This is a genomic window from Streptosporangium sp. LJ11 (genome assembly GCF_051918945.1).
Lineage (GTDB): Bacteria > Actinomycetota > Actinomycetes > Streptosporangiales > Streptosporangiaceae > Streptosporangium.
On the sequence record NZ_JBPXMB010000010.1, the window covers coordinates 1 to 14,135 of the forward strand.

At 72.2% G+C, this 14,135-nt stretch carries 14 protein-coding genes; 13 read left to right on the forward strand and 1 reads right to left on the reverse strand.

Annotated features, from left to right (window positions below; all coding sequences use genetic code 11):
• Positions 1–158: 158 nt before the first annotated feature.
• From ACTOQ3_RS16290 to ACTOQ3_RS16305, 4 genes are all read left to right on the forward strand, one after another.
• Complete coding sequence (locus tag ACTOQ3_RS16290) at positions 159–944, forward strand: hydroxypyruvate isomerase family protein (RefSeq protein WP_440084217.1); 786 nt, start codon at positions 159–161, stop codon at positions 942–944.
• A gap of 141 nt (positions 945–1,085) precedes the next feature.
• Complete coding sequence (locus tag ACTOQ3_RS16295; protein ID WP_440084219.1) at positions 1,086–1,955, forward strand: 2-hydroxy-3-oxopropionate reductase; 870 nt, start codon at positions 1,086–1,088, stop codon at positions 1,953–1,955.
• Positions 1,952–3,682 (forward strand): glyoxylate carboligase, encoded by a 1,731-nt coding sequence (gene gcl / locus ACTOQ3_RS16300; protein ID WP_440084220.1) that lies wholly within the window; start codon positions 1,952–1,954, stop codon positions 3,680–3,682. The genes ACTOQ3_RS16295 and gcl overlap by 4 nt, the downstream gene beginning before the upstream one ends.
• Positions 3,683–3,711: 29 nt before the next feature.
• Positions 3,712–5,256 carry an aldehyde dehydrogenase family protein gene (locus tag ACTOQ3_RS16305; RefSeq protein WP_440084221.1) on the forward strand — a complete coding sequence of 515 codons (1,545 nt, stop codon included), beginning with the start codon at positions 3,712–3,714 and terminating at the stop codon, positions 5,254–5,256.
• A gap of 63 nt (positions 5,257–5,319) precedes the next feature.
• Here the strand turns inward: ACTOQ3_RS16305 and ACTOQ3_RS16310 are convergent, their stop codons facing one another.
• Positions 5,320–5,709: a DUF6703 family protein gene (locus ACTOQ3_RS16310; RefSeq protein ID WP_362846538.1), complete on the reverse strand. Its 390-nt coding sequence runs from the start codon at positions 5,707–5,709 to the stop codon at positions 5,320–5,322.
• Between the two features lie 248 nt (positions 5,710–5,957).
• Here ACTOQ3_RS16310 and ACTOQ3_RS16315 point away from each other — a divergent pair, with 248 nt between their 5' ends.
• The 9 genes from ACTOQ3_RS16315 to ACTOQ3_RS16355 all read left to right on the forward strand — a co-directional run bounded on the left by ACTOQ3_RS16315 (position 5,958) and on the right by ACTOQ3_RS16355 (position 13,978).
• The gene (locus ACTOQ3_RS16315) at positions 5,958–6,236 is read left to right on the forward strand and encodes an antibiotic biosynthesis monooxygenase family protein (protein ID WP_344748919.1); all 279 of its coding nucleotides are present in this window, start codon (positions 5,958–5,960) and stop codon (positions 6,234–6,236) included.
• Positions 6,237–6,391: 155 nt separating this feature from the next.
• A complete protein-coding gene (locus ACTOQ3_RS16320; RefSeq protein ID WP_440084222.1) occupies positions 6,392–7,777 on the forward strand; it encodes a glycine--tRNA ligase in 1,386 nt (461 codons plus the stop codon).
• 196 nt (positions 7,778–7,973) lie between these two features.
• Entirely contained in the window at positions 7,974–8,147 is a 174-nt protein-coding gene (locus tag ACTOQ3_RS16325) for a hypothetical protein (protein WP_329092155.1), read from the forward strand.
• Between the two features lie 35 nt (positions 8,148–8,182).
• On the forward strand, positions 8,183–9,205 hold the full coding sequence (locus ACTOQ3_RS16330; RefSeq protein ID WP_440084436.1) for an AAA family ATPase: 1,023 nt from the start codon (positions 8,183–8,185) through the stop codon (positions 9,203–9,205).
• The gene (locus ACTOQ3_RS16335) at positions 9,205–10,134 is read left to right on the forward strand and encodes a DUF58 domain-containing protein (protein ID WP_440084224.1); all 930 of its coding nucleotides are present in this window, start codon (positions 9,205–9,207) and stop codon (positions 10,132–10,134) included. Before ACTOQ3_RS16330 ends, ACTOQ3_RS16335 begins: the two co-directional genes overlap by 1 nt.
• Positions 10,131–11,078: a VWA domain-containing protein gene (locus ACTOQ3_RS16340; RefSeq protein WP_440084226.1), complete on the forward strand. Its 948-nt coding sequence runs from the start codon at positions 10,131–10,133 to the stop codon at positions 11,076–11,078. The genes ACTOQ3_RS16335 and ACTOQ3_RS16340 overlap by 4 nt, the downstream gene beginning before the upstream one ends.
• 10 nt (positions 11,079–11,088) lie before the next feature.
• A complete protein-coding gene (locus ACTOQ3_RS16345) occupies positions 11,089–11,967 on the forward strand; it encodes a trypsin-like peptidase domain-containing protein (protein WP_440084228.1) in 879 nt (292 codons plus the stop codon).
• A 131-nt stretch (positions 11,968–12,098) separates the two neighbouring features.
• A complete protein-coding gene (locus ACTOQ3_RS16350) occupies positions 12,099–12,770 on the forward strand; it encodes a response regulator transcription factor (RefSeq protein WP_440084229.1) in 672 nt (223 codons plus the stop codon).
• On the forward strand, positions 12,767–13,978 hold the full coding sequence (locus tag ACTOQ3_RS16355; protein WP_440084230.1) for a sensor histidine kinase: 1,212 nt from the start codon (positions 12,767–12,769) through the stop codon (positions 13,976–13,978). The genes ACTOQ3_RS16350 and ACTOQ3_RS16355 overlap by 4 nt, the downstream gene beginning before the upstream one ends.
• Positions 13,979–14,135 lie beyond the last annotated feature (157 nt).

A 14,135-nucleotide genomic window follows, 5' to 3' on the forward strand; every position in this document is an offset into this window, starting at 1 on the left:
CAGGCCAAGAAGGACGCCCTGGAGAAGGTCGGCGTCCGCGTCGGCAGGACCCCGAGCGAGACCGCCCGCCTGATGCGGTCGGTGCTGGCCGCGCTGGGCACGCCGCCCGTGCCGCCCGTGCCGCCCGTGAAGGTCTCCCTGGGAGCGGGGGAGGCGCCGTGAAGTTCGACGTCAACCTCTCCATCCTCTTCACCGAGCTGCCGCTGCTGGAGCGCCCCGCCGCGGCGGCCAAGGCAGGCTTCGACGCGGTCGAGCTCTGGTGGCCCTTCGCCGTCCCCTGCCCGGCCGACCGCGAGATCGACGCCCTGCGGCGGGCGATCGAGGAGGCCGGGGTGCGCCTGGTCGGCCTCAACTTCGACGCCGGGGACATGGCGGCGGGGGAGCGGGGCCTGCTGTCGCGGCCCGACGGCTCGGCCAGGTTCCAGGCCAACGTCGAGGTCGCGGCGGGCCTGGCCGGAGCGCTCGGCTGCCGGGTGCTCAACGCCCTCTACGGCAACAGCGTGGCGGGGCTGACCCCGCGGGCCCAGCGCGAGCTGGCGCTGTCCAACCTGTCCCTGGCGGCGAGGGCGGCGGCCGGGGTCGGCGCCACGGTCGTGGTCGAGGCGCTCAACTCCTACGAGAGCCCCGACTACCCGATCACCTCCTCGGCCGCGGCCTTCGAGGTGATCGACCAGGTGGACGCGGGCAACGTGGCCTTCCTCGCCGACCTCTACCACCTGCACCGGATGGGCGAGGACGTGCTCACCCTCATCGACACGAGCGTCCACCGGTTCGGCCACGTCCAGATCGCCGACGCCCCCGGCCGGGGGCAGCCGGGCTCCGGCGCCATGCCGTACGACCAGATCCTCGAGCGCCTGGAGACCTCGGGATACCGGGGCCACATCGGGCTCGAGTACCGCCCCACCGGCCCCAGCGCCGAGAGCTTCGGCTGGAGGGACGCTTGACCTCCCGCACGGGCCGTACGGGGCACACCACCGGATCGCGCGCGGTGACCGGCCGCGCCCCCACCCCCGGGCCGAGGCCCGGGGTCTCCACCTTGGAGGTATTCGATGAACGCTGAGCGAGGGAGGAGCGGTGAGCCGCTCATGAACATCGGATTCATCGGCCTGGGGATCATGGGCAGTCCGATGGCGGCGAACCTGGTCAGGGCCGGGCACACCGTCGTCGGCTACGACATGAGCGCCGAGCGGATGGACGCCCTCGCCGTGGCCGGCGGCAAGTCCGCGGGCAGCGTGGCGGAGGCCGTCGCGCAGGCGGAGGTCGTGATCACCATGCTGCCCGACTCGCCCCAGGTGGAGGAGGTGGCCTTCGGCGACGACGGGCTGCTCCAGCAGGGCAGGCGGGGTCTGATCCACATCGACATGAGCACCGTGCGGCCCGAGACCTCCCGCAGGGTCGCGCAGGCCGCTGCCGTCAAGGGCATCAGGGCACTGGACGCCCCGGTGAGCGGCGGTGAGCGCGGCGCGGTCGACGGCACCCTCTCGATCATGGTCGGTGGCGCCGCCGCCGACTTCGCGGCCGTACGCCCGCTCCTGGCGGTCGTCGGCACGACGATCGTGCACGTGGGTCCCGCCGGGGCGGGGCAGACCGTGAAGGCCGCCAACCAGCTCGTCGTCGGGGGCATCTACGGCCTGGTCGCCGAGGCGATCGTGCTGCTCGAAGCCTCGGGGGTCGACCCCGCGGGCGGGCTCGACGTCCTGGCCGGCGGGCTGGCGGGCTCCCGCATCCTCGACCTCAAGCGGCACTCCATGATCAGGCGCGAGTTCGCGCCGGGGTTCCGGATCGACCTGCACCACAAGGACATGGGCATCGCCATCGCCGCGGCGCGGGAGGCGGGCGTCTCGCTCCCGCTCACCGGGCTGGTCGCCCAGCTCGTCGCCGCGGCCCGTGCCCAGGGGCACGGCTCCCTCGACCACTCCGCCCTGCTCAAGGTGATCGAAAGGATCAACCAGTGAAGCGGATCCCCTGCATGGAGGCCGTGGTGGCCGTCCTGGAGTCCGAAGGCGTCGACACCGTCTTCGGCATCCCGGGCGCGGCGATCCTCCCTCTCTACGCGGCGCTCCAGCACAGCGACATACGCAACGTCACCGTCCGCCACGAGGAGGGCGGCACGCACGCCGCCGACGGCTGGGCCCGGGTCACCGGCAACGTCGGCGTCTGCATCGGCACCTCTGGCCCGGCCGGCACCAACATGATCACCGGCCTCTACACCGCCCTCGCCGACTCCATCCCCATGATCTGCATCACCGGGCAGGCGGCGCGCGACAAGCTCCACCAGGAGGCGTTCCAGGCGGTCGACATCGTGGAGATCGCCAAGCCCGTCACCAAGTGGGCGGTCCAGCTGAAGGAGCCGGCCCAGGCCCCCTGGGTGTTCAGGGAGGCCTTCAGGATCGCCAGGTCCGGCCGGCCGGGCCCCGTCCTGATCGACCTGCCGATCGACGTGCAGCGCGGCACCTGCCTGTACGACGCGGAGATCGACACCCCGCTCCCCATCGACGTCCCGCAGCCCACGGCCCCGGCGGTCCGGGCGGCGATCGACATGCTCATGGGCGCCCGGCGGCCCCTCATCCTGGCCGGCGGCGGGGTGGTCATCGCCGACGCCGCCGCCGAGCTGCGCGCGCTCGCCGAGCACCTGCAGGTTCCCGTCCAGGTGACGCTGATGGGCAAGGGGGCCTTCCCCGAGGACCACCCCCTGTTCGCCGGCATGGCGGGCATCCAGACCCAGACGCGCTGGGGCAACGCGGCGCTGCTGGAGAGCGACCTGGTGCTGGCGGTGGGCGCCAGGTTCGGCGACCGGCACACCGGCGACCTCGACACCTACCGCCGGGGGCGCAGATTCATCCACGTCGACATCGAGCCCACCCAGATCGGCAAGGTCTTCGAGCCCGACCTGGGCGTGGTCGGCCACGCCCGGCCCACGCTGGCGGCCCTGGCGAAGGAGGCGCGCGGCCGTACCGAGGCCCGCCGTCCCGGACGGTGGCCCGCGCGGGTCACCGAGCTGCGCAGCACGCTGTTGCGGCGCGACGACTTCGACGACGTGCCGATCAAGCCGCCGAGGGTCTTCCGGGAGCTGAACGACTTCTACGGGCCCGACACGACGTTCGTCACCGCGATCGGCCTCTACCAGATCTGGTCGGGACAGTTCCAGAAGACCTACCTCCCGCGCCGATACCTCGTCTGCGGGCAGGCCGGGCCGCTGGGCTGGGAGGTGCCCGCCGCGATGGGCGTCAAGTGCGCCTACCCGGAGCGGCAGGTGGTGGCCGTGGCGGGCGACTACTCCTTCCAGTTCCTGATGGAGGAGATCGCGGTCGCCGCCCAGTACCGTATCCCGTTCGTCATCGTGATGATCAACAACGAGTATCTCGGGCTGATCCGCCAGGCCGAGATCCCCTACGACATGAACTACGCCGTCGACCTCCACTACGGCGAGGGCGGTGTCGACCACGTGAAGCTCATGGAGGCGTTCGGCTGCCCGGCCCGGCGCGTCGAGCTGCCCGGTGAGATCGGCGACGCGCTGGCCTGGGCGAGCGCGGAGTCGGACCGCCTGCAGCTCCCGGTGCTGGTCGAGGTCATGGTCGAGAGAGAGGCCAACGCGGCCATGGGCCCCGCACTCGACGCGATCAAGGAGTTCGAGCCGCTGCCCGAGCAGGAGCTCGCCCTGGCCATCGACTGGTCCGACTGAATCGACCGGTCCAACCGAGGAGACCACCCATGTCACTCATGCTCAAGCCGGGGTCGGCCTGGTCCGACGCCTACGACCGGTGCGTGGCGGCGGCGCCCCAGGCCTTTCACGACGACCGGGTGCTCAACCACTGGGGCGGCTTCTGGCAGCGCGACGGCCGCCCGGAGCCGGCCGCCTCGCCGGTGGACGGCACCGCCATCGCCGGGCCGCCCCGCCTCGACAGGGCCACCGCCCTGCGCGCGGTACGGGCCGGTCTCGACGAGCACCGCCTCTGGCGCCACGTGCCGCTCGCCGAGCGCAAGGCCCGCGTCACGGCGGCGCTGGAGGCGATGACCGCCCACCGCGACCTGCTGACCCTGCTGCTGGTCTGGGAGATCGGCAAGCCGTGGAAGCTCGCCGCGGCCGACGTCGACCGGTGCATCGAGGGGGTGCACTGGTACGTCGGCGAGATCGACCGGATGGTCGCCGGCCGCGTCCCCCTGGCCGGCCCGGTCAGCAACATCGCCAGCTGGAACTACCCGATGAGCGTGCTGATGCACGCCATGCTCGTGCAGGCCCTCGCGGGCAACGCGGTCATCGCCAAGGCGCCCACCGACGGCGGGCTCGCCTGCCTCACCCTCGCGACCGCGCTCGCCGCCCAGGAGGGGCTGCCGTTCACCCTTGTCAGCGGGGGAGGCGCCGAGCTCTCCCCGGCGCTGGTGCGCGGCAAGGAACTGGGCTGCGTCTCCTTCGTCGGCGGGCGCGACGCGGGCGGGCAGGTGGCCACCTCGCTCGCCGACCTCGGCCACCGGCACGTCCTGGAGCAGGAGGGGCTCAACTGCTGGGGGGTGTGGGAGTACGGCAACTGGGAGCTGCTGACCGGGCAGATCCGCAAGAGCTTCGACTACGCCAAGCAGCGCTGCACGGCCTACCCGCGCTTCGTGGTGCAGCGCTCGCTGTTCCACGACTTCCTGGCCGCCTACCTGCCGGCGGTCCGGTCGGTGCGCTTCGGCCACCCGCTGGCCGTGCAGGGGCCCGACGACCCGCCGCCCGACCTCGACTTCGGCCCGCTGATCACCAACGTCAAGGTCAAGGAGCTCGCCGACCAGGTGGACGAGGCGGTGGCCAAGGGCGGGGTCCCCCTGTACCGGGGCTCCCTCGACGACGGGCTGTTCCTGCCCGGCCAGGACACCTCGGGCTATCTGGCGCCCGTCGCCGTCCTCGGCCCGCCGCGCTCGTCCCCGCTCTTCCACGCCGAGCCCTTCGGGCCGGTCGACACCATCGTGCTGGTCGACACCGAGGCCGAGTTGCTGGCCGCGATGAACGCCAGCAACGGCGCGCTGGTCGCCACGGTCTCCTGTGACGACGAGGAGACCGTCAGGCGGCTGGCCCCGGAGGTGCGGGCGTTCAAGGTGGGGATCAACGCGCCCCGCTCACGCGGCGACCGGGAGGAGCTGTTCGGCGGGCTCGGCGCCTCCTGGCGGGGTGCCTTCGTCGGTGGCGAGCTGCTCGTCCGGGCCGTCACCCAGGGGCCGGAGACCGAGCGCCTGCCGGGAAACTTCCCCGGCTACACCCTCCTGCCCACCTCCCGCTGAAGGCAGGGGGAGCTGAGGGGGCGTCAGAAGGCGCCGAAGAAAGCCGGGGAGCCGAGGGAGGTGTCAGAAGGCGCCGAAGCGATCGGCGGCGAGCAGGATGAGGAAGGTGAGCAGCGCGACGCGCAGGAGACGCCCCCCGTTTCCCAGGGACGGCCACGACATGTAGGCGAGCCAGCCGACGAACCCGATCACCGGAAGCACGGCGACGCCGCCCCAGAAGGACGGCACCGCGAATCCGGCCAGGAGGAGGACCACCAGCGCCACCGGGGCGATCCACCGGGGGAGCTGGAACAGGAAGACGAGCGGGGCCGCGCTGCGTCGCTCGACCTTCCGCCGCAGCCCGGTCGCCCCCGGCGTGAAGAACTGCTCACCCGGGGGCAGCGGGCGCTTGCCCTGCCTGGGGCGGGGCTGTGCCAGCGGGTGTGCGGGGCGTTCCTGACGCTTGTCGGCCACAGGCCGAGCCTAACGCCACCGCGCCCGCCGCGACATGCCCGGAGCCGGGGACCATCCGCCGCCCGCCGCCCGCCGCCCGCCGCCCGCTGCCCGCCGCCCGCCGCCCGCCGCCCGCTGCCCATCCCGTACCCGGGAACGGGCGGGGCGGCGCGGCAGCGCCAAGCCCCCAGGGGCTTGGCGTCTCAGGGCACGGCCTCTCAGGGCACGGCGTGGCCGGGACCGGGAGCGGGCTCTGTCATGCTGGGCGGATGCTTGCTCTCATCCGCTACTCGGTGCCGCCGGGCCAGACCGAGGAGTTCACGCTCCGGGCTCACGAGATCGTCGACACCCTGGCCGGACAGCCGGGCTACGTGCGCGGCCGGGTGTCGAGGTCGGTGGACGAGCCGGAGCTGTGGGCGCTGGTCAGCGAGTGGGAGGGCGCGGGGTTCTACCGCAGGGCACTGGGCGCGGCGCGGATGGCGATGTATCCGCTGATGACCCTCATGATCAACGAACCGAGCGCGTTCGAGGACGTCGAGCGCCCCTGACGCCCCGCCCGTCGTCCCGCCGTCATCCCCTGGGAAGCTTTGCCCGGACGAGGCGGGCGTCGTGGTTTATCCGCACGTCCCGGGGGTTCGTCTCCCCTAAGCTGGGAGCTCAATCAATTCCTCGCCGACCTCCAGCCGGATGGAGATTCTCCCTTATGGCACGCCGTACGGACATCATGGACACCATCGTCAGCCTCGCCAAGCGGCGCGGTCTTGTGTATCCCTCCAGCGAGATCTACGGCGGCCTGCGCGCGTCGTGGGACTACGGTCCACTGGGCGTGGAGCTCAAGAACAACGTGAAGCGGCAGTGGTGGAAGACCGTGGTGCAGGGGCGTGACGACGTGGTCGGCCTCGACTCCTCGGTGATCCTGGCTCGCGAGGTGTGGCAGGCCAGTGGCCACGTGGAGACCTTCACGGACCCGTTGACCGAGTGCCAGTCGTGCCACAAGCGCTACCGGGCCGACCACCTCGAAGAGGCCTACACCGAGAAACACGGAAAGCAGCCCGTCAACGGTCTGGCCGACATCACCTGCCCCAACTGCGGCACCAAGGGCGCCTTCACCTCGCCGAAGCAGTTCAGCGGCCTGCTGAAGACCTACCTCGGCGCGGTCGAGGACGAGTCGGGCCTCGCCTACCTGCGTCCCGAGACCGCCCAGGGCATCTTCATCAACTACCTCAACGTGCAGCAGTCGGCGCGCAGGAAGGTCCCGTTCGGCATCGGCCAGATCGGCAAGTCGTTCCGCAACGAGATCACCCCGGGCAACTTCATCTTCCGCACCCGCGAGTTCGAGCAGATGGAGATGGAGTTCTTCGTCAAGCCGGGCAGCGACGAGGAGTGGCACCAGTACTGGATCGACGAGCGGTTCCGCTGGTACACCGACCTGGGCATCAACAAGGACAACCTGCGCATCTACGAGCACCCGAAGGACAAGCTCTCCCACTACTCCAAGCGGACCGTCGACATCGAGTACCGCTTCAACTTCACCGGCACCGAGTGGGGCGAGCTCGAGGGCATCGCCAACCGCACCGACTTCGACCTGACCGCGCACGGCAAGGCCTCCGGCACCGACCTGAGCTTCTTCGAGCAGGACACCGGCGAGCGCTACGTCCCGTACGTGATCGAGCCGGCCGCCGGTGTCGACCGGGCCACGCTCACCTTCCTGATCGACGCCTACACCGAGGACGAGGCGCCCAACGCCAAGGGCGTCATGGAGAAGCGCACGGTCATGCGCCTCGACCACCGGCTCGCGCCGGTCAAGGTCGCGGTGCTCCCGCTGTCGCGCAATGCCGACCTGTCGCCCAAGGCCAAGGACCTGGCGGCCCAGCTCCGCCGCCGGTGGAACGTCGAGTTCGACGACGCGGGCGCGATCGGCCGCCGCTACCGCCGTCAGGACGAGATCGGCACGCCGTTCTGCATCACCGTCGACTTCGACACGCTCGACGACCAGGCGGTGACCATCCGCGAGCGCGACTCGATGGCCCAGGAGCGGGTGGCTCTCGACCAGGTCGACGCCTACCTCCGCCGGCACCTCAACGACTGAGGTACGCCCCGCCCGACCGGTCACGGCCGGCGTCCCCCGCACCCGGGGGTCGCCGGCCGTCGCTGTTCTCCCGGCCTCGGCGGTCCCTCCACCGGGCGGCCCGGGGCGAAAGACGAGATAAAAAGCAGGCTTACGGCGGTTTTCGGAGGCTTTTGATGACATCAGGGTGATCGTTCGTTCAACGAAGGGGAGAACGATGGCACGCGTATCACCTTGGAAGGCCGTTCCGGGGGTCGTGGCCCTCGGGGGGGTCGTCTTCCTGCTCACGGGAAGTGCGGCTCACGCCGATCCGCGACCCGCCCACGACGCGATCGAGCTGCGGCTGCTCGTCGACGACTGCCCGGCCTCGACCTCCGCGATCGCCCCGTGAACGAGTACACCGAGCACGTCGAGCACACGGACCACGTGAGGGAGATCCCGTCAGGTACGGACGGCGGGGCGGAGAGAGCGCCGGAGAGTGCCGTGCTCGGGCGGGCGCTGTTCGAGGTCAAGCGGGTGATCGTCGGCCAGGACCGCATGGTCGAGCGCCTGCTCGTCGCGGTCCTCGCCCGGGGGCACTGCCTGCTCGAGGGGGTTCCCGGCATCGCCAAGACGCTGGCCGCCGAGACGCTCGCGGGTGTCGTGGGCGGCTCGTTCGCCCGGATCCAGTTCACTCCCGACCTGGTGCCCGCCGACATCGTCGGCACCCGCCTCTACCGGCCGTCCACGGAGAGCTTCGACATCGAGCTGGGCCCGGTGATGGCCAACTTCGTGCTCGCCGACGAGATCAACAGGGCTCCGGCCAAGGTCCAGTCGGCGCTGCTGGAGGTGATGGCCGAGCGCCAGGTGAGCATCGGCGGGCGCACCCACCCGGTGCCCGCTCCGTTCCTGGTCCTGGCGACCCAGAACCCGATCGAGTCGGAGGGCGTCTACCACCTGCCCGAGGCCCAGCGGGACCGCTTCCTGATGAAGATCGACGTGGGGTATCCGAGCGAGTCGGAGGAACTCGCGATCCTCTACCGGATGAGCACCGGCCGGCCGGTCTCCCGGCGGGTGCTCGACTCCCGGCGGCTGCTGGCGCTCCAGTCGGCCGCGGACGACGTCTTCGTCCACCACGCCGTCGCCGAGTACGCGGTCCGGCTGGTGTACGCGACCCGGGAGCCCGCGCGGTTCGGGCTGGAGGAGGTCGCCCCTCTGCTGGCCTTCGGCGCGAGTCCGCGGGCGACGCTCGGCCTGGTCGCCGCGGCCCGTGCGCTGGCGTTGCTGCGCGGGCGCGACTACGTGCTGCCCGAGGACGTCGCGGACCTGGCCGGTGACGTGATCGCGCACCGGCTGGTGCCGTCGTTCGACGCGCTGGCCGACGACGTCTCCCCCCGGCGGATCGTGGACCGGGTGGCCGCGGCGATCCCGATGCCCAGGATCGCCCCCGGCCAGGGAGAGGCGGCCTGATGCGGCACCTGCTGTCCGAGCGGGTGCTCCGGCGGCTGGAGCTGACCGTGGTCAGGCGTCTCGACGGGCTGCTGCAGGGCGACCACCAGGGGCTGACCCCCGGTCCCGGTGGCGAGCTCGCCGAGGCGAGGCCGTACACGCCGGGTGACGACGTGCGCCGGATGGACTGGAACGTCACCGCCCGCACGGCGGAGCCGCACGTGCGGGACCTGATCGCCGACCGGGAACTGGAGACCTGGGTGCTGCTCGACGCCAGCGCCAGCATGGACTTCGGCACCGCGCTGATGGAGAAGAGGGAACTCGCGCTCGCCGCCGTCGCGGCGGTCGGTTTCCTCACCGAGCGGACCGGCAACCGCGTCGGGGCGCACATCCTGCACGGCGGCGAGGTCCGGCGGTTCCCCGCCAGGAGCGGGCGCCCGCATCTCATGGCGCTGCTGGGCGCGGTGTTCTCGCTGCCGCGTACCGAGCCGGGTGTCGCGACGCCGCGCGTCGGACCGGCCGCCGACGACCTGCGCCGCGTCGTGCGCCGCCGCGGGCTCGTGGTCGTCGTCTCGGACTTCCTCGATCCCCCGGAGAGCTGGGAGAGGCCGTTGCGCCATCTCGCGCTCCGCCACCAGCTCCTCGCGGTGGAGGTCGTCGACCCCAGGGAGCTGACCCTGCCCGACGTGGGGGTGCTCACCCTCGTCGACCCGGAGACCGGCCGGCGCAGGGAGGTCTCCACGGCCGGCGCCCGTCTCCGCGAGCGCTACGCCGAGGCCGCCGCGGGACGGCGGGCGGCCATCGCGACCGCCCTGCGCCGGTGCGGGGCCGCGCACCTGCGCCTGGACACCGACCGCGACTGGGTCCGCGACCTGGTCCGTCACGTCGTGCTCCAGCGCCGCCTGGCGCGGGCCCGCGGCGCGCAAGGTACGAGAGGCGGTGTGGCGTGACGTTCCTGTCTCCCGTCTGGTTGTGGCTGCTGGTGCCCGCCCTGATGCTCGCGGTTCTCTACGTCGTCATGTATCTGCGGCGCAGCCGGTACGCCCTGCGGTTCACCAATCTGGACCTGCTGGACAAGCTGGCGCCCAAGGGGCCCGGGTGGCGCAGGCACGTGCCCGCCGCGGCGTTCATGGGGATGCTGGTGCTCCTCGTCGTCGGGTTCGCGCGGCCGACGGCCGAGGTGCGGGTCCCGAGAGAGCGGGCGACGATCGTCGTGGCGTTCGACGTCTCCGCGTCGATGCAGGCCACGGATGTGGCGCCCAACCGGTTCGCGGCGGCGCGGGAGGCCGCGCGGCGGTTCGTCGCGGACCTGCCCTCCCGGTTCGACCTGGGCCTGGTCACGTTCTCGTCCTCGGCCTCGGTGAGCGTGCCGCCCACCGCCGACAGGGCGGCGGTGCTGTCCGCGATCGACCGGCTCACCACGGACTCGGGTACGGCCATCGGCGAGGCGGTGTTCTCGTCCCTGGACGCGATCGACGCCCTGGAGGGCGGTGAGCGCGGTGAGCGGCCGCCCGCCCACATCGTGCTGATGTCCGACGGGTCGAGCACCATGGGCCGGACGCCGGAGCTGGCGGCGCGGGAGGCGGCCTCCCGGCGCGTGCCGGTCTCGACCATCGCATACGGCACGCCGGACGGCACGATCCAGATGGGCGGCAGGGAGACGCGGGTGCCGGTGGACGGCCCGGCGCTGCGCGAGCTGGCGGAGAGCACCGGCGGGGGTTTCTACGAGGCGGCCTCCGGCGGCGAGTTGCGGGCGGTCTACGACGACATCGGCAGCTCGGTGGGCTACCGGACCGAGCGGCAGGAGGTCTGGCCGTGGTTCGTCGGGGTGGCCCTGATCGGCGCGGTCGTGGCGGCCGGAACCTCCCTGTTCTGGTTCTCGAGGATCCTGTGAGGAGGCGGCCATGGTGACGTCACACGATCGGCCCCCGGGGCTCGGGCGGCCCCGCGGGCCGGGTTTCACGCCGGGGGACCCGCCCGCGGCCGCACCGCGGCGGGAGACCGGCCCGTCACCGGGCACGGTGACCGCCGCGCGGAAGGCGGGGGCGGGACGCGTCCTGGTCGCCGCGGCGCTCGTCGCCATGGTCACCGGTGGAGCAGCGGGCGTCGCGACGGCCCGGCTGGCGGGAGAGGAGCGGGCCGCTCCCGTGACACCCGCCGGCCCGGCCGTCCCGTCCGGGCCGGCGGGTGTCACGGGCGGCCTGCGCGGCACGGCGGCCAGGGTGCTGCCGAGCGTCGTGTCGGTCGAGTCGGGCCGGGGCTCGGGCTCCGGCTTCGTGATCGACGGCGCCGGGCACCTGCTCACCAACGCGCACGTCCTGGCCGGCGGCGCGGGCGTCACCGTCGTGCTCGGTGACGGGCGGCGGCTGCCCGCCACCGTCGTGGGCACCGACGAGGCGTACGACCTCGCGGTGCTCAGGGTGGACGACGCCCGCGGGCTGGTCCCCGCGGAGCTGGGCAGGTCCGCGGACCTCGCGGTGGGGGACCAGGTGCTCGCCGTCGGCTCCCCGCTGGGACTGGCGGGTACGGTCACCGGCGGCATCGTCAGCGCCCTCGACCGACAGGTGAGGCTGGGCGGGCGCGGGCAGACCGCGTTGCAGACCGACGCCTCCATCAATCCCGGCAACTCCGGAGGCCCGCTGGTCAACGCCCGGGGCGAGGTGATCGGGGTCAACACCGCGATCGCGACGCTCTCGCGGCGCGGGGCCGGATCGATCGGCATCGGTTTCGCGATCCCGATCGACAGGGCGGCGCCCGTCGCCGAACGGATCATCCGGGAGTGAACGGAGGCGGACGGACCTTCTGGGAGCGGATGGAAGCGGACGGAAGTGGAGGGAAGGGAATGCAGGGGAACAGGGGCGCGGTATGGCGGTGGCATCCGCGTTTCCGGCCGCACACGACCTAGGTTCGTACCATGCGACTGCTCGTTGTCGAAGATGAGGAAGACCTGGTCGACGCCCTGCGCGTGGGGCTCGTCCGGGCCGGATACGCGGTGGACGTCGCCTGCGACGTGGCCCAGGCGCGGGAGAAGCTCCAGGTCAACTCGTACGACCTGGTCCTTCTCGACCTCAACCTGCCCGGAGGGGACGGCTTCGAGGTCTGCCGGGCACTGCGCGGGACCGACCAGGGCCAGGCCGTGCGGATCATCATGGTGACCGCGCGGGACCGGCTGGACGACCGGGTCAGGGGGCTGGACGAGGGCGCCGACGACTACCTGGTCAAACCGTTCGCCTTCCCCGAGCTCCTGGCCCGGGTCCGCGCGCTGCTCCGCAGGGAGCCGGGCGGCGGTACCGCGATCCTGCAGGTCGGCTCGCTGCGGCTGGACACCTCCCGGGTGGAGGCCCACTCGACCGGGCGCGAGCTGGGGCTGACCCCCAAGGAGTTCGGTGTCCTGCACTACCTGATGACCCGCCCCGGGCACGTCGTCTCCGCCGAGGAGCTTCTGGAGCACGTCTGGGACGAGCACACCGACCCGTTCACCAACACCGTGCGGGTGACGGTGGGGAACCTGCGGCGCAAGCTCGGCGCCGACGCCGTGATCGAGACCGTGGTCAGCAAGGGCTACCGGCTGCGGGAGGACGTGTGAGGTTCTCCTTCGTGCAGACGATCCGCTTCCGGCTGACCGTGCTCTACTCCAGCCTGCTGTTCCTGCTCTCCGCGCTGGTCGTCGGCCTGCTGTACGTCGCGGTGGCCAGGAGCGCCGAGGAGCGGCCCTACACCGTCCAGCAGGCCAAGCTCTACAGCGTCGACACCGAGCGCTACGTCGGCAAGGCTCCCGTCGTCGAGCTCGCCGAGGTCGAGAACGCGGTCAACCTGCTCACCCTGCGGACCCTGCGCGACTACTCGCTCCTCACCCTGGGCGGGCTCTTCCTGGCGAGCTTCGGCATCGGCTGGGTCCTCTCGGGCCGGGTGCTGCGTCCGGTGCGCTCGATCACCAGGGCCGCCGCCGAGATCCAGGGCACCGACCTGTCGCGGCGGATCCTGCTCACCGGCCCGAAGGACGAGCTGCGCGACCTCGCCGACACCGTCGACACCATGCTCGGCCGCCTGGAAGGAGCCTTCCTGGCGCAGCGGCAGCTGATCGACGACGCCTCCCACGAGCTGCGCAGCCCGCTGGCCATCATCCGGGCCAACGTGGACGCCGTCCTCGCCTCGCCCGACAGCACCGAGGAGGAGCGGATGCGCGCGGTGGCCATCGTGGACCGGGCCACCACCCGGATGACCCGCCTGGTCGAGGACCTGCTGGCGACCGCGCGCCGGTCCGCGCCCGCGCTGGCCGACGCCGAGGTGGACGTGGGGACGCTGGCCGCCGAGGCGGCCGAGGAGTTCACCGCGCTCGCGGCCGGGCGCGGGCTGTCGATCCGCAGGGCGCTGCCCGCCGGGCTGCGCGGGGTGGGGGACCACGACGCGCTGCGCCGGGCGGTGGGCAACCTGCTCTCCAACGCGGTGCGGCTCGCGCCGGGCGGGAGCGAGGTCGTGGTGGCGGCGGGCCGTACCGGGGGCTGGATCTGGGTGGCGGTGCGCGACGCCGGGCCCGGGGTGCCCGAGGACGACCACGCGCGGGTGTTCGACCGGTTCTGGCGCGGCCAGACCAGCCGCCGCGACCGGCACAGCGGGCTGGGCCTGGCGATCGTCCGCCAGATCGTGGAGTCGCACGGCGGGCACGTGCGCCTGTTCTCCCGGCTGGGCGAGGGAAGCGTGTTCGTGCTGTGGCTGCCGTCCGGCGAGGGCCCGGCGGAGGGGGAGGTTCCCGACCTGAACCCTCTCGCCGGAGCCGGCCTGGCGGGTCGCTGAACCGGTCGTGAACGGGTTTGAATGGGCGGGAAATTGGTTTATACCAATTGGTGTAAACCAATTTTTGAGGTGATCGATATCCTCGCGTATTTGATCTGGATTTGAATTGGATTAGACCGGTTTGCCTGCTTTGAGCTGCGATGATGCTGTTCTGTGT